This window comes from Halobacillus litoralis, assembly GCF_020524025.1.
GTDB classification, from domain to species: domain Bacteria; phylum Bacillota; class Bacilli; order Bacillales; family Halobacillaceae; genus Halobacillus; species Halobacillus litoralis_D.
On sequence record NZ_JAIVKN010000002.1, the window covers coordinates 873,132 to 898,830 of the forward strand.

General features: G+C 44.8%; 22 protein-coding genes, 1 pseudogene and 1 riboswitch. Of the genes and pseudogenes, 9 read left to right on the plus strand and 14 right to left on the minus strand.

Annotated elements, in window-relative coordinates:
• The first annotated feature begins 91 nt into the window (after nt 1-91).
• Nucleotides 92-1,228 carry a histidine kinase gene (locus LC036_RS10715; RefSeq protein WP_226581993.1) on the plus strand — a complete coding sequence of 379 codons (1,137 nt, stop codon included), beginning with the start codon at nt 92-94 and terminating at the stop codon, nt 1,226-1,228.
• Nucleotides 1,225-1,836, plus strand: a complete 612-nt coding sequence (locus tag LC036_RS10720; RefSeq protein ID WP_226581997.1) for a response regulator transcription factor — start codon at nt 1,225-1,227, stop codon at nt 1,834-1,836. The genes LC036_RS10715 and LC036_RS10720 overlap by 4 nt, the downstream gene beginning before the upstream one ends.
• 57 nt (nt 1,837-1,893) lie before the next feature.
• Here LC036_RS10720 and LC036_RS10725 read toward each other — a convergent pair whose 3' ends face one another.
• A complete protein-coding gene (locus LC036_RS10725) occupies nt 1,894-3,153 on the minus strand; it encodes an MFS transporter (protein WP_226582001.1) in 1,260 nt (419 codons plus the stop codon).
• Nucleotides 3,154-3,562: 409 nt separating this feature from the next.
• Here LC036_RS10725 and LC036_RS10730 point away from each other — a divergent pair, with 409 nt between their 5' ends.
• On the plus strand, nt 3,563-3,739 hold the full coding sequence (locus LC036_RS10730; protein WP_226582004.1) for a hypothetical protein: 177 nt from the start codon (nt 3,563-3,565) through the stop codon (nt 3,737-3,739).
• A gap of 86 nt (nt 3,740-3,825) precedes the next feature.
• Nucleotides 3,826-4,003, plus strand: a riboswitch (Lysine riboswitch).
• Nucleotides 4,004-4,117: 114 nt separating this feature from the next.
• The gene (gene dapA / locus LC036_RS10735; RefSeq protein ID WP_226582007.1) at nt 4,118-5,023 is read left to right on the plus strand and encodes a 4-hydroxy-tetrahydrodipicolinate synthase; all 906 of its coding nucleotides are present in this window, start codon (nt 4,118-4,120) and stop codon (nt 5,021-5,023) included.
• A 152-nt stretch (nt 5,024-5,175) separates the two neighbouring features.
• On the opposite strand, the gene LC036_RS10740 is transcribed toward dapA, so the two are convergent.
• The gene (locus LC036_RS10740; RefSeq protein WP_226582010.1) at nt 5,176-7,620 is read right to left on the minus strand and encodes a bifunctional diguanylate cyclase/phosphodiesterase; all 2,445 of its coding nucleotides are present in this window, start codon (nt 7,618-7,620) and stop codon (nt 5,176-5,178) included.
• Nucleotides 7,621-7,924: 304 nt separating this feature from the next.
• Nucleotides 7,925-8,986: a branched-chain amino acid aminotransferase gene (locus LC036_RS10745; RefSeq protein WP_226582012.1), complete on the minus strand. Its 1,062-nt coding sequence runs from the start codon at nt 8,984-8,986 to the stop codon at nt 7,925-7,927.
• A 274-nt stretch (nt 8,987-9,260) separates the two neighbouring features.
• On the opposite strand from LC036_RS10745, the pseudogene LC036_RS10750 reads away from it, so the two are divergent.
• The 3 genes and pseudogenes from LC036_RS10750 to LC036_RS10760 form a co-directional block, all read left to right on the plus strand.
• Nucleotides 9,261-9,377: pseudogene (locus LC036_RS10750) on the plus strand (DNA-binding response regulator); the annotation flags it as partial.
• Between the two features lie 81 nt (nt 9,378-9,458).
• Complete coding sequence (locus LC036_RS10755; RefSeq protein ID WP_226582015.1) at nt 9,459-9,818, plus strand: hypothetical protein; 360 nt, start codon at nt 9,459-9,461, stop codon at nt 9,816-9,818.
• A gap of 75 nt (nt 9,819-9,893) precedes the next feature.
• Entirely contained in the window at nt 9,894-10,526 is a 633-nt protein-coding gene (locus tag LC036_RS10760) for an NUDIX hydrolase (protein WP_226582019.1), read from the plus strand.
• Nucleotides 10,527-10,808: 282 nt separating this feature from the next.
• Here the strand turns inward: LC036_RS10760 and LC036_RS10765 are convergent, their stop codons facing one another.
• Nucleotides 10,809-11,711, minus strand: a complete 903-nt coding sequence (locus tag LC036_RS10765; RefSeq protein ID WP_226582022.1) for a hypothetical protein — start codon at nt 11,709-11,711, stop codon at nt 10,809-10,811.
• Between the two features lie 216 nt (nt 11,712-11,927).
• On the opposite strand from LC036_RS10765, the gene LC036_RS10770 reads away from it, so the two are divergent.
• The gene (locus LC036_RS10770; protein WP_226582026.1) at nt 11,928-13,385 is read left to right on the plus strand and encodes a DASH family cryptochrome; all 1,458 of its coding nucleotides are present in this window, start codon (nt 11,928-11,930) and stop codon (nt 13,383-13,385) included.
• Nucleotides 13,386-13,430: 45 nt separating this feature from the next.
• On the opposite strand, the gene LC036_RS10775 is transcribed toward LC036_RS10770, so the two are convergent.
• The 3 genes from LC036_RS10775 to LC036_RS10785 are packed head-to-tail and all read right to left on the minus strand — an operon-like array spanning nt 13,431 to nt 15,199.
• Nucleotides 13,431-14,129 carry an LppM family (lipo)protein gene (locus tag LC036_RS10775; RefSeq protein WP_226582029.1) on the minus strand — a complete coding sequence of 233 codons (699 nt, stop codon included), beginning with the start codon at nt 14,127-14,129 and terminating at the stop codon, nt 13,431-13,433.
• A complete protein-coding gene (locus LC036_RS10780) occupies nt 14,126-14,986 on the minus strand; it encodes a hypothetical protein (RefSeq protein WP_226582032.1) in 861 nt (286 codons plus the stop codon). Before LC036_RS10780 ends, LC036_RS10775 begins: the two co-directional genes overlap by 4 nt.
• 39 nt (nt 14,987-15,025) lie before the next feature.
• Nucleotides 15,026-15,199, minus strand: coding sequence for a hypothetical protein (locus LC036_RS10785; protein ID WP_226582035.1), 174 nt, complete (start codon nt 15,197-15,199; stop codon nt 15,026-15,028).
• Between LC036_RS10785 and LC036_RS10790 the strand changes: the two genes are divergently transcribed.
• A complete protein-coding gene (locus LC036_RS10790; RefSeq protein WP_226582038.1) occupies nt 15,188-15,535 on the plus strand; it encodes a hypothetical protein in 348 nt (115 codons plus the stop codon). The genes LC036_RS10785 and LC036_RS10790 overlap by 12 nt on opposite strands.
• A gap of 73 nt (nt 15,536-15,608) precedes the next feature.
• Here the strand turns inward: LC036_RS10790 and LC036_RS10795 are convergent, their stop codons facing one another.
• The 7 genes from LC036_RS10795 to LC036_RS10825 all read right to left on the minus strand — a co-directional run bounded on the left by LC036_RS10795 (nt 15,609) and on the right by LC036_RS10825 (nt 25,588).
• Nucleotides 15,609-15,977, minus strand: a complete 369-nt coding sequence (locus LC036_RS10795; RefSeq protein WP_226582041.1) for a hypothetical protein — start codon at nt 15,975-15,977, stop codon at nt 15,609-15,611.
• 141 nt (nt 15,978-16,118) lie between these two features.
• Entirely contained in the window at nt 16,119-18,110 is a 1,992-nt protein-coding gene (locus tag LC036_RS10800) for an acyltransferase family protein (RefSeq protein WP_226582044.1), read from the minus strand.
• A gap of 266 nt (nt 18,111-18,376) precedes the next feature.
• Nucleotides 18,377-20,230, minus strand: coding sequence for a cell wall-binding repeat-containing protein (locus tag LC036_RS10805; protein ID WP_226582047.1), 1,854 nt, complete (start codon nt 20,228-20,230; stop codon nt 18,377-18,379).
• A 448-nt stretch (nt 20,231-20,678) separates the two neighbouring features.
• Nucleotides 20,679-22,130 carry a glycoside hydrolase family 32 protein gene (locus tag LC036_RS10810; protein ID WP_226582048.1) on the minus strand — a complete coding sequence of 484 codons (1,452 nt, stop codon included), beginning with the start codon at nt 22,128-22,130 and terminating at the stop codon, nt 20,679-20,681.
• A 4-nt stretch (nt 22,131-22,134) separates the two neighbouring features.
• Nucleotides 22,135-23,091 (minus strand): aminoimidazole riboside kinase, encoded by a 957-nt coding sequence (locus tag LC036_RS10815; protein WP_226582051.1) that lies wholly within the window; start codon nt 23,089-23,091, stop codon nt 22,135-22,137.
• Between the two features lie 87 nt (nt 23,092-23,178).
• Complete coding sequence (locus LC036_RS10820) at nt 23,179-24,558, minus strand: sucrose-specific PTS transporter subunit IIBC (RefSeq protein ID WP_226582054.1); 1,380 nt, start codon at nt 24,556-24,558, stop codon at nt 23,179-23,181.
• 205 nt (nt 24,559-24,763) lie between these two features.
• The gene (locus tag LC036_RS10825) at nt 24,764-25,588 is read right to left on the minus strand and encodes a PRD domain-containing protein (RefSeq protein ID WP_226582057.1); all 825 of its coding nucleotides are present in this window, start codon (nt 25,586-25,588) and stop codon (nt 24,764-24,766) included.
• Nucleotides 25,589-25,699: the final 111 nt, after the last annotated feature.

The following is a 25,699-nucleotide window of genomic DNA, read 5'->3' on the forward strand; positions in this document are numbered from 1 at the left end:
AAAAAGTCCATTCTGATGAATGGACTTTTTTCCATGATGACAGGGAACTTTTTTTCCCATATCCTTAAGAAAAGAACAGGAGGTGCCGCCCATGCAGAACTGGTATCATATCATTCCAAAAAATACAGGACTCAGCATTTATGTATGGATTATTTTTTGTCTGCTTCCCTTCTTTTTTATTTTCCGATCATCCTCGATGTATGAAATGATGATCGGCATTCTCATGACTTTGATTTTCTTTCTATCCTACCGGCTCTCCTTTATCTCCAACAGCCGGATGGTGTATTTATGGGTCAGCGTAGAGATGGCCATCAGTCTGACGATGACCGTTTTATTTGGATACATTTATTTCGCCTTGTTCCTGGCATTTTTTATTGGGAATATCAGACATTACGGTGGATTTTTATCCCTTTATATTGTCCATTTAACCACAACGTTAATTGCCATTACGATGACGTTCATTCATCAAATTGATTCTTTATTTCCCAATCTTCCGTTTATCATCATTACGGTGATCGGTGTCATCCTTCTGCCATTTACCGTTCGGTACAGAAATCAGCAGCAGCAGCTCGAAGACAAGCTGGAAGATGCCAATGAACGAATCTCCCAATTGATGGTGATTGAAGAGCGCGAACGAATTGCCAGAGACCTGCATGATACACTCGGGCAGAAGCTCTCCATGATTGGATTGAAGAGTGATTTAGCCGGGAAGCTGATCCCCGTTAAACCGGAGAAAGCAAGGCAGGAAATCGATGATATCAGAACGACTGCGAGAACCGCTTTGAAGGAAGTAAGGGAAATGGTATCGAATATGAGAGGTACGAAGCTTGAAGATGAACTCATACGCATTCAGCAGATTATTGAAGCGGCCGAAATGGACTTTTACTATGAAGGAGATCCTCAGTTAACAAACACGCCTCTGCTCGTCGAAAACGTGCTTAGTATGTGTTTGAAAGAAGCCGCCACCAATATTGTTAAGCACAGCGAAGCTTCATCCTGTCATGTATCTATCCAACAGTGCCCGACGGAAATCCTTGTCTCTATTGAAGATGACGGAAAAGGAATTCCTGAATCGATCGAGCCCTTTAAAGGCAACGGTCTGCAGGGAATGCGGGAACGATTGGAATTTGTGAATGGACGGATGGAATTGGAAAGCAGCGGAGGAACAAAACTGAAGCTGCATGTACCGAATGTGATTAAGAATAAAGAAAAGGAGGACAGCCAATGATTCGAATTGTCATAGCCGAAGACCAGCGGATGCTGCTCGGTGCCCTGGGTGCTTTACTGGACCTGGAAGATGGCATGGAAGTCGTCGGCAAAGCAAACAACGGACAAGAAGCCTGCGATCTGGTTCGCGAGTTAAAGCCGGATATCTGCATTATGGATATTGAGATGCCGGTGAAAGATGGTCTGGATGCAGCCGAAGAGCTTTATGATGAACCGTGTAAAGTCATTATCTTAACCACCTTTGCCCGCCCCGGCTACTTTGATCGTGCAAGAAGGGCCGGAGTCAGCGGTTATCTGTTGAAGGACAGCCCGAGTGAGGATCTTGCCACGGCGATACGAAAGATTATGGACGGGCAGCGGATCTTTGACCCTGAACTGGTCGACCTTGCCTTCACACAGCAAAACCCGCTGACAGAACGCGAGCGTGAAGTGATTCAGTTGATGGCTGATGGGAAGAATACCAAGGATATCTCTCAGGAACTTTTTATTACACCCGGAACGGTTCGAAACTATGTGTCTGTCATCCTGGAAAAGCTCGAAGTAAGCAACCGTATCGAAGCGATTTCCAGATTTAAAGAAAAAGGATGGTATAAGCGCCCCGGATCCTAGTGGAAGGGGACCATCCAAAAGCCTCCATCCCATTATGGGGGCTTTTTATTTTTGCTGTTAATCCAGCTCACGGAGTTCTTTAAATCTCATAAACGCAAACATGGAATACAAAGTAAGGAGAGAGGCTCCAATGGCCATGATGTGATGAATCGATACACCCATGGCTAGAACAGCAGAAGTGATTGCAAAACTGACAGGAATCAACCCCATGGATGCTAATGAAACAAGTCCCATCACCCGTCCGAGCATTTCCTCCTCAACGAGACTCTGCAGAGCAGCGATAAAAGGGATGTTGCACATAGACAGGGATATTCCGAACAAACTGAGACAAACAATACTCAGCCACAGTTCTGTTGTAAAACTTAAAGCAACAAAAGACACCCCGCCGAAAATTAGAGAAAGCAGACTTACCCGGCCGCGGTTGTGTTTGATATTCAACACTCCGACAACTACAGAACCAATCAGCATTCCGACCGCCATTCCCGACTCAAGAAAACTAAAATCAAGAGCTGATCCTTCCAGCTGTTTTTTCACAAACAGCGGCAGACCCATTGTCATCGGTCCTACGATAAATAGATTTATAAATATCGTCGTAGCAATGATTAGCGTAATCACCCGGGAACCCTTTACATACACCAGCCCTTCCTTGAACGTATCCCAGAACTTCTCCTGACCCTTTGAGTTATCGACCTTCGCCGGAGTACGCATTAAAAAGATAAGGAGACTTGCAATGACCAGCATGACGGCGGTAGTGATAAATACAATTTGATAGTTACCAAAGGCTATAATCGCCGCCGCTATCATAGGTGCCAGAATAAAAGAGGCCTGGTTCGTCATTTGAATAATCGAATTCCCCCTGGTCAACTGCTCCTTATCAATAATCGATGGAATAACCGCACTCTCAGCCGCCCAGAAAAAAGCATCCAGAATTCCAAAAAGAAAAGCGAATAAAACAAATGTCCATAACGTAATCCCGCCGAGAAAGAACCAAACGACAAGACCAACTAAAAGCAGCCCACGGATGAAATCAGATAAAAACATAATTTTTGTCTTACTGTAACGATCGGCAACCGTTCCACTAATCATCATAAATAATAAGCGCGGGATGCTCGAGGCAATATATAGAATCCCTAACGACGCTTCTAAACCGAGGACATTGACGACATACCAGCTTTCTGAAAATAAGAAGAAAGAAATCCCAAAGCTTGAAAGCAGGGCCGCTCCCCATAGAAGCAGAAAGTTTTTATTTTTAAACAGGGACGACTGTTCCCCCAGCTCATTCTCCAACCTTTGTACCGCACCATCTCTAACCGCCATTCCACTCACACCTTCTTTGTTTTTGTTAATCTAAGTGTATAAAAATGTAAAACAAAGCGCGATATCCCGAAGAATGAACTTATCTCCGCCTCGAGTTGGATTTTATCTGCTGGTTCTTTTAAAACTCGAAGGTGACTTTGAGATAAGGCCCCAGGGGGCGTGGAAGGATTTGCTTTCCGATCTACATGATAAAGGGTCGTTCGTTGCAGGCTATAGATATGCCGAACTTAATCGTCCCTTTTTCACTAAACATGCTTCCCCCTTCCCATCCTAAAAAGTATGTAAGAAGAAACAATATCTGCAGCGTATAACTTATAGCATTATTACTATTAAGATTCGTATGGTGCCGGGCAATTTCGAGCCCCTCACAAACATATGAGGGTTGGGAAAACGGGGAGGCTCCTGTGGGATGAACATGATCGGCGGGATCCCGGAAGGCGAAAAGCCTGAGGAAGCTCACTACATGCCCGCGGAAAGCAAGTCGTTTTCCCGGCCACCATATTACCGCCAAAATCTCGAAATCAGGTCTTACAAGACCACACATCTATTTGGGCGTATTTTTTTATGGAATTTTGTCGAATACTAAGAACTTACCTTATTTCTGTTGTATAGAATCATCAAATTTGTTAATATTTTTATAACTAAATAATTTCTTATTTCAAATTTTTTTGAAGTAAGGGTAGAGGTGCAATGACAAGAGTAGATTGGTGGAGGAGAATGAGCTCCTTTGAAACCAGTCGAAAGGGGAAATTGCCGAAGCTTAAGGAACCTCATGTTCCTGACGCTGGGTCTGTGGCTGAACAAGCGCAGGACTGTCATATAGGAAACTATATGGAGGGCTATCTTACGCAGGAACGGCATTAAAGTTTCTACGGCAGCAGCGGGCCCTCGTTGCTGTCGTTTTTTATGACCGTAGCCCTCACTACCTCGAACGTAAACTATAACTAGAAAAGGTGTGAGGTTAATGAAATTCGGGCAAGTACTAACAGCGATGGTGACTCCATTTGACGAAGAAGAAAACATTGATTTTGAAGCAACGAGAACGTTAGTCAATCATTTGATCAACAATGGTTCTGATGCACTGGTTATTGCAGGAACAACCGGAGAATCTCCGACATTAACAACAGAAGAAAAGGTAAGCTTATACAAATATGTTGTTTCCGTCGTTGATGGAAGAGTCCCTGTCATTGCAGGAACAGGTTCGAATAATACAAGAGCATCCATCGAATTAACGAAGCAGGCCGAAAACACAGGTGTGGATGCGGTTATGCTCGTTACCCCTTACTACAATAAACCTACCCAGGAAGGTCTGTACCAGCATTTCTCTACAATAGCCAACGCCACTTCCCTGCCCGTGATGCTTTACAACATTCCAGGAAGAAGTGTCGTGAACATGGAGCCGGCAACGATTATCCGTCTCTCTCAAATCGAGAACATCGTGTCTGTTAAAGAAGCAAGCGGCGATTTGGATGCTGCTACAGAAATCATCCGCGAAACGCCGGAAGACTTCTCTGTTTACAGCGGTGAAGATTCCAATACGCTGCCGTTTATGTCCATTGGAGGTACGGGGATCGTTTCTGTTTCCTCGCACGTCATTGGAAATGAGATGCAGCAAATGATCCGCAGCTTCTATGAAGGTGATTTCGCCTATGCTGCTCAAATGCACCAAAAACTCCTGCCTGTCATGCATGCCATCTTCTCGGCTCCTAGTCCTTCTCCTGTTAAAGCAGCCTTGAACAAGATCGGCGTCCCAACAGGAGGCGTACGACTTCCTCTTCTGCCATTAACAGATGCAGAAGCAAGCCATGTGTTTAACACATTGGAATCTATACGCTCTACAGATCAGCCTCAAATGCATTTTGCTGGTTAATCTAATAAAAGCCGTCATTCACTACTGAATGACGGCTTTTTCTATGCTGCCTTTGAATTTCAAGAATAAGGATCCGGTAAAGTTTCGTGTTGATATTACGAACAAAAAGAACTTCATGAGCATGGAAATTATTTTTCTTCCCCGAAGACGTGTTACCTTGGCTGGACGCCCTGCGATAAAAGCATAGGTATTTGGTTTTTCGATACTGGGGCGCTGAATAGAAAACCTTGATATTCCAGGCAGTTCTTTTCATTTAAATAATTTAACTGCTCAATTGTTTCCACACCTTCTGCAATCACACTCAACTCCAATCGATCAGCCATATCAATAATCGTATCAATGACAGCCTGATCCTTATTGCTGTTATATACTGTTTGGACAAAGGATTTATCAATCTTCAAGACATCCAGAGGGAAATCTTTTAAATACCTCAAGGAAGAGTAACCCGTTCCAAAATCATCTAGAGATAGCTTGACCCCCATATTTTTCAGGGTGTGCATAATAGGAATCGCTTCGTTTGAATCCTGAACGACGCTTTCTGTAATTTCTAATTCCAAACATTCGGGCTTCAACTGATTTTCCTCTAGAACTCTTTGAATAAGTTTCGCAAAGTCCGGTTCCCGAAATTGAAGGGAAGATATATTAATGGATATATGATCCAGTTTATACCCCTGATTCAGCCATTGTTTAAATTGACTGCAGGCCTCCTGTAAGATCCATTCTCCCATGGGTATAATCAGATTTGTTTCTTCAGCTAGTGGAATAAATTCTAATGGTGAAATTAATCCCAGCTCCGGATGATTCCACCGAATAAGAGCTTCCACCCCTTTAACCTTCCCTGTTTTGACATTCACCTGTGGTTGGTAATAAAGGAGTAATTCTTCTTTCTCTATCGCCTTTCGCAATCCGTATTCCAACTGCATTTTTTTTGAAATAAGTTCGTTCATTTCCTCTGTAAAAAAATAAGCCTTGTTATCCCCTTTTTGCTTCGACTGATACATCGCCGTATCCGCATTTTTTATTAATACATCTACTGTCGATCCATTGTCAGGAAAGATACTGATTCCTATGGCCATAGACATATAAATTTCTTTTCCAGCAATAACAAAAGGAGTACGAACAGCCTGAATAATGTCGTTAGCAAGATTTCCGGTTTTGTAAGTGGTTGTTTGAGGACAAACAATGACAAATTCATCTCCACTTTGTCTAGCCAGCATATCCTGCTCGGATAGATGCTGCTGGATCCGCGCAGATAGCTGTCTTAATAATTCATCCCCTGTCTTATGTCCATAGACATCATTGACTTGCTTAAAGCGATTCAAGTCAAGAAACATCACGCTGATGATTTCCTTCGTTTTCTTTGCATGTTGGACACATGAAGATAAGTGATCATATAACATTCGTCGATTCGGCAGATGGGTCAACTCATCTTTGTAAACCAATTCTTTGATTCGTTCCTGGCTTTTCATTCGTTCGGAAACGTCTCGAACCAAACCTGTAAAGTAAATTTCTCCTTCTTCCTCAATGGTGGATAAGGATAACTCAATTGGAAATACGCCATTATTCTTATGTAACCCTTCAAGTTGTACCGTTTGGTCAATAACCTGGGCTTTTCTTGCTTCTATGTAACTCTGAATTCCTATTTCATGGGCGGATCGATAGGAGGCCGGCATGATTGCTGTAAGAGGTTGATTTAACATTTCGTTGGCGTTGAAGCCAAAGATCTCCTCTGCAGCTTTATTCCAACTGAGAATCCTTCCCTCCTTATTTGCTGTGATTATGGCATCGTTGGCTGACTCAACAATCGACCGATAAATTTTATCAGCTAATGAATACTGATGATGTGTATCTTCTAATTTTCGATTGTAATAAACTAAGATGACCATAAAACCTAAAATGATAAGGATGGTGATCGCTATTAAATATCCGAGGGTGCCTTGTTGAACAACTGCTCTATTTTCTAGAGGGGCTGTCGTTTGTTTATCCATATAAAAAGAGGCAGAAGTCATTCCTGTGTAATGCATGCCGGAAATAGCTATCCCCATAAGCACAGCACTTCCCCACATAAGTACGGGTGTTGACCTTTTATTGTCCTTTTGCTGAGAAGTAAAAATGTATAGAGCGCCAAATGAAGCTAAAAGAGCAATAAGGACAGAGACCAGGACCATCCAGGGGTTGTAATCAATCCTTGCTCTCATCTGCATGGCTTCCATACCAATATAGTGCATAGACAAAATCCCGGTAGCAATGAACACAGCTGAAACTGACAAGGCTGCTCTATTCTTTAAATTCTTATTTATGATGAAAAAGGCGGTAAAACTGGATGCTCCAGCACAGATGATACTCCATCCGAGCATTGCTGAATCATAGGTGACCGTCATATCCATCTGGTACGCTAACATGGCTACAAAATGCATAGACCAAATTCCGCCTCCAAACGTCAAACTTCCAGAAATCAGCCACCCCCATTGTTTATTCTGCCGTTGGCTGAGCAGCATCCGTCGGACTATTAACAGCGAAGTATAAGAAGATACGATGGCTATTAACAAAGACACCAATACTAGTTCTATTGTATAAAACCCTGTTATTTCCTCCATATGGACTTCCTCTCCATGCGTTTTTATAAAGATTAATAAAAGTTAGAAAACATTCATCCCTTTCTATTATCGTCATCATCAAAGGGCTGGTTAACTATAAAACATGTAAAAGCCAAATAACTAAATTCAAGTTGAATGAAGAGTTGTCTGGGAATAACCCAATCAGGCGTCTTTTGATCCGCGTTCTCACTTTTTTTGCTTCTTGTTCACATATGTAGGTTGGAAATAAGAGATCCTTCCCTATAAAATGACTTACATAAAAACAACCTCAAGCCTTTTAGACTTGAGGTTGTTTAAATCATGATTAAACTTCGACGGTCCAGCCGTGAACGTCTTCTTTTCTTCCGCGCTGAATGCCCGTAATCGTGTCGTACAATTCCTGTGATAACGCTCCGATTTCGTGGTCGTTGATCACCATTTTCCTGCCAAGCCAGTTCAATTCCCCAACTGGAGAGATGACGGCCGCTGTTCCTGTACCGAACGCTTCTTCCAATTTGCCTTCTTCATACGCTTCGTACAGTTCTTCAATCGAAATCCGGCGTTCTGTAACTGGGACGTCCCATTTTCTCAACAGCTCAAGGATTGATGTCCGAGTAATGCCCTGAAGGATACTGCCGCTCAATGCCGGCGTGACAACTTCGCCATCGATTTTGAAAAAGATGTTCATGCTGCCGACTTCTTCGATGTACCGTTTTTCTACACCGTCAAGCCATAGCACATCCGCATTTCCTTCATCGACGGCTTTCGCCTGCGCCTGATACCCTGAAGAGTAGTTGCCGGCTGTTTTAGCCATTCCGGTGCCGCCTTTAACCGCGCGGGTAAATTGTTCTTCTACATTGATCGTAACCGGTTTAATGCCTCCAGAGAAATAAGGTCCAACCGGCGATAGAATGATCATCAGTTTATAAGATTTGGAAGGTGCAACAGCAAGGCTGGGTTCGGTTGCGATAATAAACGGACGAATATACAGGGATGTCCCTTCAAAAGAAGGTACCCAATCCTTCTCAAGCTCCACCAGTTCCTTTAAGTATCCCAATACTTCCTCCTCATCAATGGCCGGAATGCTGAGACGTTGGCTTGATAGATTTAAACGCTCAAAGTTTTTTTCCGGGCGGAACAAGAGCACGCGGTCATCATCTGTCCTGTAGGCTTTCAACCCTTCAAAAACGGTTTGTCCATAATGAAAAATCATAGCAGCAGGGTCTAACGTCAACGGTTCATATGGAAGGATCCTCGGCTCATGCCACCCCTTGTCTGATTCATAGTCCATCACAAACATGTGATCGGTGAATGTACGCCCAAAAGGAATCTCTTTGCTTTGTGGCTTCGCTTTTTTGTGTGTCGCTTCTATTTTACTTACTGTCATCATCAGAACTCCTTTTCCTAGGTGCCGGTGCCTTTTTCTATTACCGGTTATTTTACATAAACCAGTAAGCGCAGACGCTGCCTGTTCATTGGCCCGTCCATACCGGATGAATATTAGTATTCATTTTACGTGTAACCGGCAGAGATGAAAAGGGTATTTTATCGAATTATCAAAAAAGTTTCGCCACAGTAACGCATCAATGAATAAAACTGCGGGTAGATTCGTAATTTGCTATACTTAAAAAGGTAAATTTCGGAAAGTGTGAGGCATGATAGTGTTTAAGCTTTTACTCATTGAAGATGACGAGACTTTGTTTGAGGAAATCAAAGAAAGGCTGGCGCAATGGTCTTATGACGTGCATGGCATTCATGACTTCAGCAGAGTGATGGAATCCTGTTCAAAATAGCTGCCATGTATTACGCTGAAATTCATGACCAGGGTATTTATGAACGTATATGAACGGGGGGAGCCTATGAAAAAAAGAATGTGGCTATTACTCGGTCTTACCGGAATCCTTTTGTTTTCTTTATTTTATATTGCTGAACAAAAACCGGACGATGGCGATTTTAAGCGATGGATGGAACAAAAGTATTCCATCAGCTGTCTTGATTATAAGTGTGAAACCTTTCAAATACATACTACAGAGGACGGGGTGCCTATTGTGATGCAGAACGTTCATGGAAGCTACTCCCCCGGTACGTTTGTCATGGAAGTGGAACGGGCGTACCGAAATCTAGAGGACCCTTCCTATTACTTAGAAATAAAGGTGGAGGGGTTTATGGGAACTTTTACAACGAAAGAGGAAACGGTAAAAAATATTCGTGAAAGCTAAAGGAGACAGGTTAGAGGGGCTTCTTTTTCATAAGAAAGGGTAGACTCTGGTATAGTAAAAGAACGAGGTGAAATTATGGATCCGAAAACGATTTTCGACCAAGTAAAAAACCACGAGCCGTCTGTGCTCGGTCATGAACAATTTCGTAAGTTCTCTGTACTGCTTCCCTTAATCAAGAAGGATGGGGAAGTCCATGTACTCTTTGAAGTGCGATCTCACCAGCTTCGCAGACAGCCCGGAGAGATTTGTTTTCCAGGTGGAAAAATCGATCCGCATGATCCAACTCCTAAACAAGCCGCTATTAGAGAAACGGAAGAAGAGCTTGGAATTCATAGAGATGATCTCTCCTACGTGCATCCGCTCGACTATCTGATTTCTCCATTTGGGATGATCGTCTATTCGTTTGCGGGGTATGTGGATGTGGAGGAAGAGGATTTAAATAAAAATCCAGATGAAGTGAGAGAGGTCTTTACCGTTCCGCTGTCTTTCTTTATGGAAAACGATCCGCGTATTCACTATGTTCATTTTGAAGCGCAGCCTGAAGAGAATTTCCCCTATGAACTGATTCCAGGCGGGGAGAATTATAACTGGCGCACCCGTCAGCTTGAAGAATATTTTTATATTTATGGAGACAAAGTGATCTGGGGAATGACCGCAAGAATCCTCTCCCACTTTGTTGATGTACTAAAAAAACAAAGCTCCCTTTAAGTTTTTTTATTTCGTTCAACATAATGTGTTCCTTAATCAAAAAGCACAGGGAAGAGCGGTTCTAAGCTCTTTCCTGTGCTTTTTATATATTGGTGGTGTGAAAGTAAAGGTCCTACGGGGGACGAGTCGCTTTCCGCGGGAGTCTCCCCGTCCCCCTTTAAACCTTGCCTTATAAGGCAATTAAAACCTTATCTTCCCCGCGGAAAGCGGGTAGTTGCAAGGCCCCATAACACACTGCAAACATCTCGAAACCAGATATCCTAATAAGAGTGGGTATGTGGATTACTTTAAATCCGCATAGTTTTGAGAGATAAATTTGATGATTGTACCCATCGTTTTTCCTTTAAAGGAATCCGGGACTGACTCCCCTGTTGGATTGCTGTAATACAAATGCCCAATTTCCTCATTGTAGGAAAATCCGAGGGCAGCCAGACGGTTCTCGAGTTCTTCCGGGTTGTCTGCAAGGTCGGTCTGCTCTTTGAAATGTTCCGTCGGGTAAATCCAGACATCGACATCATCAGCTCCCGTGTGCACGATAAACAAATCGTTTTCGTACTGGGAAATCCACTGTCCTTTTGAGAAAAGAGAGACGCCGGTACCCTCAAGTCCTGCAATTCCCGTCAGATTAATGCCGAAGACAGCATTGATCATCTGACGCATATCGGCACCGTTCATTTTTCCATTAAAAGTATCTACATATAAGTCCATCACTTTCACTTTCGGTAACTCCATAATAAATGTGTCACTTACATCTTCTCCAAGCGACTGCCGTACACGTTCAAACACCTCTTGTGGGTAAGTAGACGTCTGTTTTCCAACCCCCAGTTCAGACACAGCATCAAGGTTAATCCCATAAACCTGGTCCACGACAAACCGCATCTCATCCGGTTTGACGTTTTTACTGTTTCGGTTCAGGTAGTGGTCCATGATCTGAACTTTATCCATCTGTTCTATCTCAACTAATGCTTCAGAAAGCGAAAAGGGGCCCTGCTTTTCTTTTCTTAGTGACTGGAGAACGCCTGCAATGATCTCATCAGGATATTCCAGATTCTCCTCTTGTGTGATCTCCTGCTTCAAACTCTTTGCATGAGCTTCTTCAGGCAGCAAGCCAACAAATCCTACTAGTGACAACACAGTAACTAGAACTAGAAACTCACTTCTTACAGCTCTTCTTAATACCGACATTCGTTCAGCCTCCATGTGATTTGGTAGAAGTAGTATTCTGCTGTAGACGGAATGATGATCAAGACTCTGAGAGGAAGGTGTCCACGGTTGTTTTATCTTATTCAAATATAACGGAACGTGTCGAATAATGGAAACCTCAGCCCCATAGAAACCGATTAAAAGTTTATCAACCGCACAGGGAGCGGGTAAACTAAAGGTATAAAAGGAGGACGATTTATGGAACGCTGTGCTTTAGTCTGGTTTAGAAACGATTTACGCGTACACGATCATAAGCCGTTACTCCGGGCCTTCCAAAGCGGCCGGCCTGTCATCGGCATTTATGTATTTGATCCTCATGATTACCGGGATCTTTCATATGGATTTAAGAAAACGGACCGCCACCGGGCTCAGTTTATCCGCGAGAGCATTCAAGATTTAAGGGATAACCTTTCAAGCTTAAACGTTCCCTTACTCATCAGACACGGGAGCACCCCTGCTGAGCTTTCCAAAATCGCCGGAGAAATGAAAGTGGATGCCGTTTATATGCATGAGGAATTCGGCAGTGAAGAGCAGGCGGTCGAAAAGCGTGTCCGCGAACAGCTTGGGGATGTCCCCTTTTATATTGATCACGGTCATAATCTGTATCCTCCAGAGGACCTTCCGTTTGCGATGGAAGATGTGCCTGATACATTCTCACAATTCCGCAAAAGGATTGAAAAAAGGAGGCTCTCTGCTCCTGCAGCCTTATCTCCCCCGCCTGCTCTCGACGGGGCATCCGTACCGCCTGCGTTAGAAGAAGGGCCTGTTCCGAGTCTCAAGGAGCTTGGCCTTGAAGAACTTGACCTTCCGCCCCGTTACCCGGGTGGATCAACGCATGCAAGAGAACGGCTGATTGAATACATTTTCACAAAAGACCGGTTAAAGGTTTATAAGGAAACGAGAAATGGCATGCTCCATGAGGATGACTCTTCCAAGTTTTCTCCCTATCTAGCCAATGGCTGTCTATCTCCTCGTATCGTCTATGAGCAGATTAAGAAATACGAGGAAACCTATGAGAAGAATAAGTCCACCTATATGCTGTATTTTGAACTGCTATGGAGGGATTACTTCCACCTCGTCCACCGCAGGTTTGGCGACCAAATCTTTTATTCGACCGGCATCAGCGGCACTCCCATTCCGTGGCATGAGAATGAGAAGCACCTGCAGGCATGGATGAATGGAGAAACCGGCTATCCGCTTGTTGATGCCGGTATGAGAGAGTTGAAGCAGACTGGCTTTTTATCGAATCGAGCGAGGCAGAACGTCGCAAGCTTCTTCACAAAAAACTTAGGTCTCGACTGGCGGATTGGTGCGGCCTGGTTTGAATCCCAGCTTGTCGACTATGATGTCAGCAGCAACTATGGAAACTGGCTCTATATTGCTGGTGTAGGGAATGATGCCGTTCCGTTTCGTGCATTTAACGTAGAAAAACAATCCCAGGATTACGACCCGGATGGAGAGTACCTACGTTATTGGCTGCCTGAACTGCGTGACCTACCCGCCCCCTGGATTCATAGGCCGCGCGATATGGGCATGATTGAACAGGAACAATACGGCGTAGTCATCGGTGAGGACTATCCGCTTCCGATTGTTGATTTATACGAGTCCATGCAGGCAAGAAAAAAAGAGTTTGCAGATGCAGGGCGTACTTCATGAAAAACCGGTACCTATTTTAAAAAGAAGGGTTGGTAGAGAAAAGCGTCAAGACGACTGTTTTTTCCGGCGGCGAATCACAAAAAGGATAGCAGCCACGCCCAGAACAGCAGCTATCGTCCATACGATATTTCGTATATTTGGCGCAGCCACCTCTACCATCATCTTCGTTTTTCCAGCCGGTTTAATGTTCCACTGCAGAACATTTCCATCGACCTTGTCCGCATTATGGTTTTTAGGTGAAATCGGCAAGTCCAGCGTAAACGTAACATCCACCTTGTCTGATACGAGCTGCTGCATGCCGCCTAACAGGCCGGACTGCTCAAGGTCAACTTCTGCATCCACTTTGTATGTATCGGTGAAAAAGCCTTCCTCCGTAGTTACATCGATAGGAATATCACTTAAAACAGCGTTCATCCCCGCTTCAGTGAGTCCGCCTGCTGCCGGCAGGGCGTCCATCTTCTGAATATCCTCAAATGATTTCTCTGCGATATAGCCGGCATACCCGTTTTCCGTGTAAGGTTTGACCACATATCCATTCTCTTGAAGACCGTCTTTAGCTGCCTCAATTAACCGCTCGCCACGCGATCCAAAGGAATCCGCCGACTCCTCGTCCACGCCGATCTTCACGGTACTTTTCCCACTGCCATCTTTGTTCACGGTCAGTTTATAATCCCCCTGGACACAGGACGTCAGAATCCCCATGACAAACAGGCATACTACCAGCAAACCGATTTTATTCTTCAATACGATTCCTCCCATTCTTTCCTTATTTGTTCCCCGAACCACCTGATGACCTCACTTCTCCCATAATGTCCATGACTCGTCCCGTGACGGTCCTTTTTGCCGCCCAGGCCTAGAAATTGTTCGGAAGGTTTGAAATGAAGTCCGATGACCGGAATCGCGTGATCCGGTAACTGTCCGATTCTATAACGTGCAGAAGGATAGCCCTTCACATGTGTGATCTCGTTAAACCGGACCTTATGCGCATACTCAAATTGACGGACATGTTCCTTTCCTAAAAGAACAATAAGAGAGGGAGCAAGAAATAATAGCATCCCCTGCATCCATTCTTTAATAAAAGTCGAATACAGCAATGTCTCTTTGTCCGCGATCTGTCCCATGGACCTTCTTGTAGGCAGAGGAAAGTGATCAACGTGAACGATAGGAGAATAAGAAGGAAGGTCATGAGAATAAAAAGAAGCTCCCATTCCGTTCATAAACCCTTCCAGTCTGCCTCCTTCCTTTTTCCCAAACCATCTTGTATACGTATTCCCGCCCTTAAAGTAGGACTGATAATAGTCGATGATCGCTTCCAGGTCACTGCTGCTTTCTTTAAGCTTCAAAAGCGTCTCGTAACTTTCACACGCAAAAGGGTGTTCTTTTCCATGGTGCTCTATATCATGGTCTATTGTCCGGTAGGCGTGAGAGGTAGGGTTTGTACCAATGGTGACGATGTTTCCTGTTTTTTTCTCCCCCAGCCAAAGGATAGGAGCAGCGCGGTCAATCAATTCCTTGACGAAGGTCGTTTCACTTAAAGCGATTTGATAATCGATGACGGCTGTTAAAAGCTCTTTTGCCTCTGCTGCCTCTTCAGGACTCATCCGAAGACCCTCCTCTCATAAAAGGATGAACATCACTATTTACCCTTCTTTAAAGGCCGGCAACCGCTCTTTCACCCCACCACCTGCCTGTCCCAAAGAATGCCCGAGCGTAAAAGGACGTTCATAAAAAAGAAAATCCGCCACTTCTTTTTTCGCATGATTGAGAAATGGATGGAAACGATAGGTGTAGGAGGGATCGTCATGAATGAGCAACCATTATCCATTGAAACGTTTGACCAGCTTCTTCAGCAGTGGAACGGCAGTGAAATAAAAATCACTAAACATGAACTTCAAGATGAAGACGTCATTACCATGCATTTAGAGCACATTACGTACGGGACAGATGAAACACGCTTAGATGAGTATATGCCTTTGCACGCTTTGTTTCTTCATGGAGAAGGTAGTACAGAAACAGACATGCAGCAAGTCGAACCGCTGCCGACGCCTTTTTACGAAATTCCGCTGCAGGATTCAACCCAATACCTTTATGATCACTCGTCTTTCTCCCTTAAGACCGACCGCGCCACCTACACAATTGAGCGTGTCTAATGGGAACAGGCCGTCTCCTGGTGGCCGTTCCTTTTTTTGATGCCAAAATAAAAACAGGGCATCCTCCCTGTTGTTAGAATTTATATCCGAACACCGCAGCATCCACCGCGTCCAGTCCCGATCCATGCTCAGCTTCTGCTTTAATCGTCAGCCCGACCCCTGGAACATCGTACGTTCTTGTAAACTGCTCTCCCGGTTCCACTGTAAACGTATCCAGCAACAAAAAGCTGACGCGGTTCACTTTCATAATTAATTTAAACGTCACAGCCCCTTCTGATACGACCCGGTTTCCTCCCGCTACACGAATCGTATAATATGGACTCACATCCATTCCTTCAGGAAAGGTTTTGGTCAGCTCCACGGACTCTCCCGCTTCAATCGTCTGCCCGCCAGGTTCAGTGATAAAAATAAGATTGTTTCCGCGAGAGATGGCATACGACATCTTCATTCCCCCTCTTATCATGCTGCTATATTCTATGACTCCACCTTCCATTTAGGAAGAAGATTTGCCGCTTTTCTTTCTCCCGCCTAAAAAACCATATAAAAAAAGCGAATGGACGCATCCATTCGCTTTTACTAGACATTATGAGCTTGAAGCTTCTTTTTCCAACGCAGGAACCAAATGCTCTTTTACAGCTGGTGCCAGTGTTCTGGAGTAGACCGTACTCAGATGGTGTTCATCACGATAGACGATGACATTGCCGATGACCGGCTTACATACATCTTCTCCGCAAAAGTAATCCGATAAATCGGCAAATGTTACATTGTCAGAGACTCCCTCAGCCGTCTCCCAAGGAACAACTTCTGATAAGGCTTCATCTCTAGGTACCGAACATTCTTCGAGTTGATCGCTTTCATCCACACAAAGCGGTGTATCGACTTCCATTCGCGGATTGTCACGAACAGCAAGGATTTCTGTGACCCCTTCAAGCTTCTCCCATTGTTTGATATACCCATCAGGGACGTCGGGCTGGCTATTGACCGTTGAGGTTGTAAAGATAAGGTCTGGAGGATCCTCCAGTAAGGCTGCCAGCACTTCCTCATTCCATTCCATACACGATTCATTAAGGAGCCCGTCAAAATCATCATCAGAGAAACGGCACGCGTCTTTATTGTACACATCAATCTGCAGGTTCAAGTCATCGGATAGTTCCTTTAAGGCCGGGAACCAGTGCCCCGAATGAGAACCGCCCACAAGCGCGACCGTATAATCCGGATTTTCCGTCTCCCCTCTCGAACACACCTTCATTTCTGGTTCGCTCGTGTAAGAGAAACAATCATGGTTATCATAAAAGGCCGGCAGCTGTTCCTGAACCTGAATGGTGGATGGGAACGGGTCTTTATCAGGAGCCGGTTCGACATTGTCTGAAATCGCACGCGCCCCCGGATAATCTTCCACCGTATACGCCTTACTCTGGTTACTCAAGAGATCCCAGGAAAGGTTGACGACAAGAACAGGGATCATAAACACCGTCAGAGCCGTAACAATTTTTTTCTTTGATGTTTTCACACTGAGACTCCGCACAGGGGTTTCGATAAAGTGAACCGATACATAAGCGAGGACACATGTAATCAAGATGATCGCAATCCCTGCCAGGGTAGAGATCGTATTGGTATCAAAGTAAGTGTAGTAAAAGATGAGCAGCGGCCAGTGCCACAAATAAAACCCATAAGAAATGCTTCCGAATTTCATCAGCGGTTTGGAGCCGAGGAATTTATCGACGCCAAAACGGCCGGTGTTCTCTGCTGAAATGATCACTAACATGACCCCGGTTGTCGGCAGAAGGGCCACATAACCAGGAAACACAGAGGAGACCGGTAAAACCATTCCCGTACATACGATAATGGCCAGGCCAAGCCAGCCCATCACGATTGAAACCGGCTTTTTAAATGAAAGGTAAGGAATCAGAATCGCCAGCATCCCGCCGAGGCTGAATTCCCAGACTCTTGCAAAGGTATCAAAATAAGCCCAGGGCTGATTAACCGCCGTTTTATAAATGGAATAGGACAACGAAACGGTAAACATCAGTCCAAGGACACCTAACAACGTCTTACGGACGGGTGTCTTCAATACTTTTCTTGCTATGTAATACGCGAGGAAAATGACAAGCGGCCACGTGACATAAAACTGGCCCTGGATCGATAATGCCCAGAAATGCTGAAACGGACTTGCCTGATTGTTCTGGGCTAAGTAATCAACAGAACTGAAAGCCAGCTGCCAGTTTTGGAAGTAGAGGCTTGATGAGAAACCTTCCGCTATAATCTGTTTCCACTGCGCTTGCGGCATGATCCAGATGGAACCTACAAGAATAAATAAAATAACGGTAAACGCTACCGGAAATAGTCTTCTCCCCAGTCCCAGCAGATACTCCTGAATATTTATTTTTCCCTCTCTCACCATTCTTGAAAGTAACGATGTGGTAATAAGGTAACCGGAAACGATGAAAAAGACATCCACCCCTCCTGAAACCGACCCAAGCCAGATGTGGTAAACCGCCACCAACAGCGCGGCAACAGCCCTTACTCCTTCGATTTCGGGACGAAACCTTTTTTCAGGTGCTCTTAAATCATTCAATGATCAACACTCCCTTATGTAATTAAAATACAATCTATCCATACGGTGAACGTCCTAAGTTTGTAAGGACATTTCTCTCAATTGTTCTATAAATCGAACCTATGTCTTTAGGTTACCAGACCAATTCTAACATTTATTTACTAGAATCGTGCGATTATGACGAGTTTTTTATAAGAAATTTACATTTTCTCCCTTCTTTTTTTGTCATTCTTTGAAATTCGACCATAAAAAAAGAACCGAGGGGAATCCCTCAGTTCTCTGCCTTCTTATTGTTCAATCGTTTGAGCCAGCTCAGCCAATGGGTCGGCCACATTCACTACATCCGATCCACCAAGAAGAATAAAGTTATGAATCTCTCGTTCTGTAATGGTTTTTTCCATAGCGGCAGGAATGTTATCTTCCCTGACTAAAAGAAGAGGAGCATTTTTCTTCGCTGCCAGGACAGAGCCGGTCAGGGCATCTGCATAGTTAAGGCCTGTCGCTACTAATGCCTGCTGACCGCCAAGATCAAACGTATCTATGATCTCAGAAGCGGTACTAAACCGGTTTTCTCCTGCAATTCTCTCAACGTTTGCTGAAAGGCCGGAGACAACAGAATCATTGACAACATCATTTCCACCAATGACATAGATATCCGACTTTCCTTCTACTGCCTCTTTAGTGGAAGCAGGGATGGAAGATGTTCTTGAAAGTAGAATTGGAATGCCATTTCGAGCCGCATACGGAGCAACAGCCAATGCATCTGGGTAGTTGACCCCTGTAGCAATAATGGCTTCCCCAGTTTCAGACCCCAATTCGTCTGCAATCATCTGAGCCGTTTCATAACGGTCTTTTCCGCCGATCCGCTCAACTTCATCAAGATTCATCGTCTCCAGTTCCCGTTCAACCGCTTGACTTACGGCTGCGTCACTTCCAAGAATAATGACACGATCAGCTTGAAGTCGTTTGATTTCTTCTTTCGTTGCAGGCGTCAATTCTTTTGTGCGCGTCAGTAATACAGGTGCATCCTGTTGATAAGCTAAAGGCGCCCCTGCCAATGCATCAGGGAAGTTAAACGCCTGCGCTAAGACAACCGTATCGGCACCGTTCTGCCAACCTTTTTGTGATATATCGACTGCGGTTTCCACACGCGTTGCACCTTTTAACCGTTCTGTAACCGGCTGAAGGGCACCTGAAGCAACATAACCTTCTCTTCCATCGTCCAGAGTCACTTGATAACGAACCCAGTGACGTCCAGGTGACTGGTCAGATGTATCATATAAAATCGTTGCATCCTTGATTTCAGCGACCTGACGTTGATCAAGCTTCTCGCCGCCCTGACCATTTTTCGTCGCTCTGAGCTTCGTTTCTTCTATCGTCAGCACTTTGTCTTCAGCGGTAAAGAGCTGTCTGGATGCTGTTAAAGGACCCGGTACTTCGTAATGCATCTTATTAAAAGTAATCGAAGCATCCTCATCAGAAGGATCATATACAAAGTCATCGTTTTCTAAAGGGAGGTCCTTCAACGATAATCCTCCATTAAATTCCTCTATGTAACTGAACACTTCCTCCTGGTAGGCATCTTCGTTCACATTCCCGGAGTCTTTGACGATTGGACTATTGACTTCCAATACGCCGTTATACGCCATAATTGCGAAATACCAGTTCTCAATCGTATCCTTAGAATTGTCGTTCACCGTGGGAATGACACCACGGATCCCAAGGTCCCATTTATCATTCAGGATATCAAGGCCGACACTGATATTGTACTGGATATCGTTTTTCAATTTCTCTACATCATATCCGCCATCCGTCACTTGCATGATACCCACACCAACACCTTTGGGACCATCATCTTTTAAATTCGGTTCTGTTTGAGCATCATCCACCCACTGCTGCCAGTTGGACTCAGCAAACGCTACAGCCTTTGCGACTTCTGGCGGGATGCCGCGTTCTAAAGCACTTTCCGTTAACATTTTGTTGATTTCACTACAGGTGACTTTTGCATCATCCGAGGCACATGGATAGTCATTACCTGCAAGGCTCACACCACTTTCAGCATCAACCGCAGCAAACGCCTGCTGGGGCAGGAAGCTAAAAACAAGAATGAGGGTAAATAGAAGACTCGTTATTTTTTTCATCGTTTCCCTCCTGAATATAAATTCACATCTACCATACTACCATTTCTGCTTATAAATGGAAGGAAAGTCCATTTATTTTACTAGATACTTCCTAATAAATGCTAGTTTTTCAAGCATAGACTGTTGGAAGAAACCAAAAAAAAGCCACCAGAAGTACCCGGCGGCTCTCTTTCACTTTATTTTAATACTCTTCTTAACGTTCATGTAAATCTTTCATCAGGTCGTCGTTTACACATGTCACAGTTATCTAAAAGAATTAGATACGGGATTTCGATTGCCTTATTCGGTAAGGTCCGAAGTGGGGGCGGGGAGACTCCTGCGGGATGAGCGGGGTAGCTGAGACCCCGGAAGACGAAGTCTGAGGAGGCTCAGCACACGCCCGCGGAAAGCGACTCGCCCCCGAAGGACCTTATTCTCGAACAAAAATATCGAAATTAGAAAAAACTAATTAAAAAACCTTCTTCAAATCCCATTTCTTCAAGCGGAACCCAGCTTTTTCGGAAGCCTGGAACGTGATGCTCTCGTCTTCAGGAGACGGATAGAAACGGGCGGTGAAGACGTGCTTTCCACCATTGATGAAAACTTCAACCGAAGAAGTGTCCACAAAGATGCGCAGATCATTAAGGTCCTCTAGCTCCACCTGGCGATTTTCTACCACACCATCGACATAACTCCGGCGTTCAAGCGTGAAGACGTTTTGGTCACTGGAATAGACGAGTCTGGCGTCATCCCCAATCATGACCGAGAACCAGCCCTTCTCCACTGCCACATCCTCAAGCACAAGCTCGACAGCTTTGCCCTGAACCCCTTCAAGCTTTCGTGTTTCTTGGTTCAGGTCGACCGGATGCTCCACAGGGGCTTCTTCACGAAGTTCTTCCAATTCTTTGACCGGCGTTTGATACACATAGCCGTCTTTCAGCTTCAACTCACGCGGAAGCGTCATGTTGTGCAGCCATTCGTGCTTCACCGTCGGGTGGTCCTGTTCGTTTTGATCCGGAACGCTCATCCAGCCAAACAGAATTCTTCTTCCGTGCTCATCTTCTGTCGTCTGTGGAGCATAGAAATCAAATCCACGATCGAGTTCATAGAAGTCTTCATGCTCATAGTGACCGGATTCAGCATCGAGTTTTCCGATGACATAGCCTGCCTGATAGACGTTTTGATACTTCATTCCTTCTGCCTCGAGTCCTTGAGGAGAAAAGACGAGCACATCTTTTCCGTCTAAGTGGAATAAATCCGGACATTCAAACATATAACCAAAGTCCGCAAGTTTCCCCTTTCCTCCGCCGGCAAGAATGCCAAGGTGCTTCCAATCCGTCATATCATCAGAGGTGAAGAGAGCGACGGCTCCTTTTAAATCCTCTGTTTGGGCTCCGATGACCATATAATACGCTCCGTCCTGCTCCCACACTTTCGGGTCACGGAAATGAGGCGTATAGCCTTCCGGAAGATGGACGACCGGTCCCTTTTTGTCAAAATGGATTCCGTCTTGAGAGACAGCGAGACATTGATAAGACGACCGGTTCCCTTCTTCATCTTTCACATTTCCTGTATAGAAGGCATACAAGTCTCCGTCATGTTCAATCGCACTTCCTGAGTAACAGCCGTTTTTCTCAAACCACTCAGAAGGTGTGAGCGCAATTTCTTCATGCGTCCAGTGCACCAGGTCTTCTGAGCTGTAGTGGCCCCAGAACTTGGCCCCGTGGCCGGTTTTAAACGGCATCCACTGATAGAAGAGGTGATACGTTCCTTTCCACTGGATAAATCCGTTCGGGTCATTCAAAAGACCGACCGGCGGCATAATGTGGTAATGAAGACGATACGGATCCTGTTCGACTAATGATTGATGCTTATCCACCGCAGCATATGCGTCGTTTCGCAGTTGTTGATCTTTAGACATAGCTTTACTCCCCTGACTTCTGAAGGTATTTTTTCACTTCATCCAATGTAGGAAGAGCGGTCATCGCGCCTTTTGTAGAAGCGGCAAGCGCACCTGATACAGCGGCGAATTTGGCCATGTTGACCGCTTCTTTTAAGGAAAGCTCACGAAGGTCTCCTTCATATTCGTTCACGGAATAAAGCATTCCAGATACAAATGCATCGCCGGCACCCGTGGTATCAACGGCTTGTACACGCATCGCCGGAACGTGTTCGATGCCTTCTTTTGTGCAGACGTAGCCTCCGTCTCCCCCCATCGTAATGAGAATCAGCGGAATGTTATAGTCTTTCAGCTTCTCAAGACCCGGCTCTATTTCTTTTTCACCGGTAATGAATTCAAGCTCTTCTTCAGACAGCTTTAAAAGATCCGCTTCGCCGAGCATGGAAATGATCGTCTCACGCGCCTGCTCTTCAGAAGGCCAGAGTGCCGGACGAAGATTCGGGTCATAAGAAACGACCATGCCCTTCTCTTTCGCCAGTTCTACAGCATGATGGGTCGCTTTTTTGACCGTTTCACCAATCATTGAAATCGAACCGATGTGAAGCACTTTGTGACGATCGAAGTCTGACTCATTGATTTCTGTCGTTTCAAGAAATTGATCTGCGCTTGGGTTGATATAAAAATCGAAACTGCGCTCACCGTCCTCAGCATTGGTAACGAATACGACGCCCGTGCGTACATCTGGTGTAAGCGGCATGCTGTGCGTCTGGACACCAAAGTCATCGAGCGTTGTTTTCAAAAATTGTCCAAGGACATCGTCGCCGACTTTCCCAAGAAATGTTGATTTCAAGCCAAGTCTTGATACACCTACAGATACGTTCGCAGGGGCGCCTCCCGGGCTTTTTTGATACGTCGTATTCTCTGCATCCAAAGGAATAAAATCAATCAGTGCTTCTCCTAGTGAAATGACACCACTTTTCATTATGTTCGTCCTCCTCAAAATTCGTTACATGAATCATACAAAACAAACCCTTACCAGACAAGGCTAGTAAGGATTTGATTGTTTGGCTTATTTTGTTTCTTCGTCCCATCCAAGAAGTAGTGTAGCAACAATCGCACTTCCGATGGCAACTAAACAGCCGATGCCGTAGTTGATTGGATCCTGTGCGATCGCGAACATTGGAAGCCCGGTCAGGCCAATTCCGTTTGCCATCACGTTTGTGAATACAACATACGCACCACCAAGGGCACCACCGATCGCCGCACCGATAAATGGACGGCGGTATTTCAAGTTGACACCAAAGATCGCGGGTTCCGTAATTCCAAGGAATGCGGATATTCCGGCTGGAAGAGCAATTTCTTTTGTCTTTTTACTTTTCGTTTTAAAGAATACAGCAATCGTCGCTCCACCTTGAGCTACGTTTGCCATCGCCCAGATTGGAAGCAGGTAGTTCCCGCCGACATTAGCCAGGAGTTCCGCTTCAATGGCGTGGAAACTGTGGTGGACACCTGTTAATACAATTAAGGAGTACAATCCACCAAACACAAGACCGGCAAGCGGACCTGCAGTATCGTAAATAAAGCCTAGCGCTGTCGTAATTCCGTTACCAAGCGTACGTCCAAGCGGACCAACAACGAGAAGCGCAACGAAACCAGTGAAGATAACCGTCAAGAACGGTGTTAATAATAAGTCAACGGCATTTGGTACAATCTTACGGAAGCCTTTTTCCAACCAGGCCATGACATAAACAGTCAATAGAACAGGGATAACGGTACCCTGGTACCCGAGCATTTCAATCGGGAAGCCGAAGAAATCAAGGGTGGACGGCTCTGCATTGGCCAGTCCCCATGGATTCAAAAGGTTCGGGTGCGTCATAATACCACCGATAACGGCACCTAAATACGTGTTTCCTCCGAATTCTTTCGCGGCACTAAAACCAATTAAGATTGGCAGAATGATGAACGCGGCAGAGGAGAACATGTCGAGCATGACGAACAGCCCGCTCTCCGGATCCACCCAGTTGTACGTATTCATTAAGCCGAGAAGACCCATCAGCATACCCGCAGCTACAATGGCCGGGATGATCGGAACAAAGATATTGGAAAGCGTACGCGCAAACCTGGCGAACGGATTCATTTTATTCTTTGCTGCATCTTTGTGAGAAACCTGCTTTTCATTTCCGTCTTCTTCTTCGACAGAAGCGCCGACTAGCGGACCAAAGTGCGCAAATACTTTATTTACGGTTCCTGTACCAAATATGATCTGATACTGCCCGGAACTTGAAAAAGCGCCTTTCACGCCATCAAGTTCTTCAACCGCTGATTTATCAATTTGACTCTCATCATCAATGACAAGACGGAGACGTGTCGCACAGTGAGTAGCACTTACGACGTTTTCTTTTCCACCCAACAGCTGAACGAGCTGTTCTGCTACTTCCTTGTGGTTCATGGTAATTCCTCCCATTTAATTTTATTCAATAAAAAAGACCTAAAACGCATAAAGCTCACACAGGTAATTGAAGAGTCACCTATGTCTCTTTACACATTTTAGGTCTTGCCTGCTTTACCAGTCACAATCCTACACTATTCGCTTGTGGGACGATTCTTATTCTATAACATGTAAACGCTGTCGTCAATTCCTTTTGCTTAGAAAATTAATTCATTAACCGCTGGATATGCAACGCAATGTATGCGACTTCTGAAGGAGGAAAATCAATGCCGTATTCCTCGTTCAAATAGGCGCTTACCGCTTTCGATGTTTCATAGGCTTTCTTATATTTCACCTGAATCAACTCGAGCATATCTTCATCAATCGGATCAAAATGGTTCCCCTCTTCCATACGATTTAAAGCAAACCGCAGGTGAGTAATCAACCGCTGATAGTTGATGCTCGTCTCTTCAATAGACAACCCCGTGATCTCTTCGACCTGCTCCACAAAATCACGCAGGATGGTAGCTGTCTGAAGCGTCTCTCTCATTGAAGGAGTATCCATCTTCGCCGTGTGTACGTGAAGAGCGATATGAGCGACTTCGTCCATCGGGATATCAATCCCCAGGTCTTTCTCGATCTCTTCCTTTGCCCAAAGTCCCACTTCAAACTCTTTTTTATAGAGAAACTTAATTTCATTCGTCAGCTTATTCTGGATGGTGTATCCCTGTTCAAGCCTCTCAATAGCAAAAGATAAATGGTCCGTTAGAGCGATATGGATATGATCGTTAAGCGGCGCTTCCAAATGGCCTTCTGCATAACTGATAATCCGTTCTGCGACCTCAATATGTTTCTCGGGTACGGTAGCCAGCAGCTGCTGGAACTTCTCTGAAGATTGATCTCTTAACAAGAAAATCTTCTCAATCTTATGTTTGGGCACAATGTCGTTTCTTTTCTTCTGAAAAGCAAGGCCCTTCCCCATCACAATCTTCTCCTGGGGGCCATCATAGACAACCACCGCATTATTGTTCAATATTTTAAAAATCCGCATAAAGCCCCTCCGGTCACTTAATTACTTCTTTAATATACCACGAACAAAGGTTACTATGACACACCTGCGCCTAGGCGATGTTCTGTATATAAATGAAGAAAAAGGATCTGT

Bases quoted from the DNA above. Each gene is read 5' to 3' on its own strand.
- LC036_RS10715 (WP_226581993.1), top strand. From the start codon at position 92: ATGCAGAACTGGTATCATATCATTCCAAAAAATACAGGACTCAGCATT.
- LC036_RS10720 (WP_226581997.1), top strand. From the start codon at position 1,225: ATGATTCGAATTGTCATAGCCGAAGACCAGCGGATGCTGCTCGGTGCC.
- LC036_RS10725 (WP_226582001.1), bottom strand. From the start codon at position 3,153: ATGGCGGTTAGAGATGGTGCGGTACAAAGGTTGGAGAATGAGCTGGGG.
- LC036_RS10730 (WP_226582004.1), top strand. From the start codon at position 3,563: ATGAACATGATCGGCGGGATCCCGGAAGGCGAAAAGCCTGAGGAAGCT.
- dapA (WP_226582007.1), top strand. From the start codon at position 4,118: ATGAAATTCGGGCAAGTACTAACAGCGATGGTGACTCCATTTGACGAA.
- LC036_RS10740 (WP_226582010.1), bottom strand. From the start codon at position 7,620: ATGGAGGAAATAACAGGGTTTTATACAATAGAACTAGTATTGGTGTCT.
- LC036_RS10745 (WP_226582012.1), bottom strand. From the start codon at position 8,986: ATGACAGTAAGTAAAATAGAAGCGACACACAAAAAAGCGAAGCCACAA.
- LC036_RS10755 (WP_226582015.1), top strand. From the start codon at position 9,459: ATGAAAAAAAGAATGTGGCTATTACTCGGTCTTACCGGAATCCTTTTG.
- LC036_RS10760 (WP_226582019.1), top strand. From the start codon at position 9,894: ATGGATCCGAAAACGATTTTCGACCAAGTAAAAAACCACGAGCCGTCT.
- LC036_RS10765 (WP_226582022.1), bottom strand. From the start codon at position 11,711: ATGTCGGTATTAAGAAGAGCTGTAAGAAGTGAGTTTCTAGTTCTAGTT.
- LC036_RS10770 (WP_226582026.1), top strand. From the start codon at position 11,928: ATGGAACGCTGTGCTTTAGTCTGGTTTAGAAACGATTTACGCGTACAC.
- LC036_RS10780 (WP_226582032.1), bottom strand. From the start codon at position 14,986: ATGAGTCCTGAAGAGGCAGCAGAGGCAAAAGAGCTTTTAACAGCCGTC.
- LC036_RS10790 (WP_226582038.1), top strand. From the start codon at position 15,188: ATGAATGAGCAACCATTATCCATTGAAACGTTTGACCAGCTTCTTCAG.
- LC036_RS10795 (WP_226582041.1), bottom strand. From the start codon at position 15,977: ATGTCGTATGCCATCTCTCGCGGAAACAATCTTATTTTTATCACTGAA.
- LC036_RS10805 (WP_226582047.1), bottom strand. From the start codon at position 20,230: ATGAAAAAAATAACGAGTCTTCTATTTACCCTCATTCTTGTTTTTAGC.
- LC036_RS10810 (WP_226582048.1), bottom strand. From the start codon at position 22,130: ATGTCTAAAGATCAACAACTGCGAAACGACGCATATGCTGCGGTGGAT.
- LC036_RS10815 (WP_226582051.1), bottom strand. From the start codon at position 23,091: ATGAAAAGTGGTGTCATTTCACTAGGAGAAGCACTGATTGATTTTATT.
- LC036_RS10820 (WP_226582054.1), bottom strand. From the start codon at position 24,558: ATGAACCACAAGGAAGTAGCAGAACAGCTCGTTCAGCTGTTGGGTGGA.
- LC036_RS10825 (WP_226582057.1), bottom strand. From the start codon at position 25,588: ATGCGGATTTTTAAAATATTGAACAATAATGCGGTGGTTGTCTATGAT.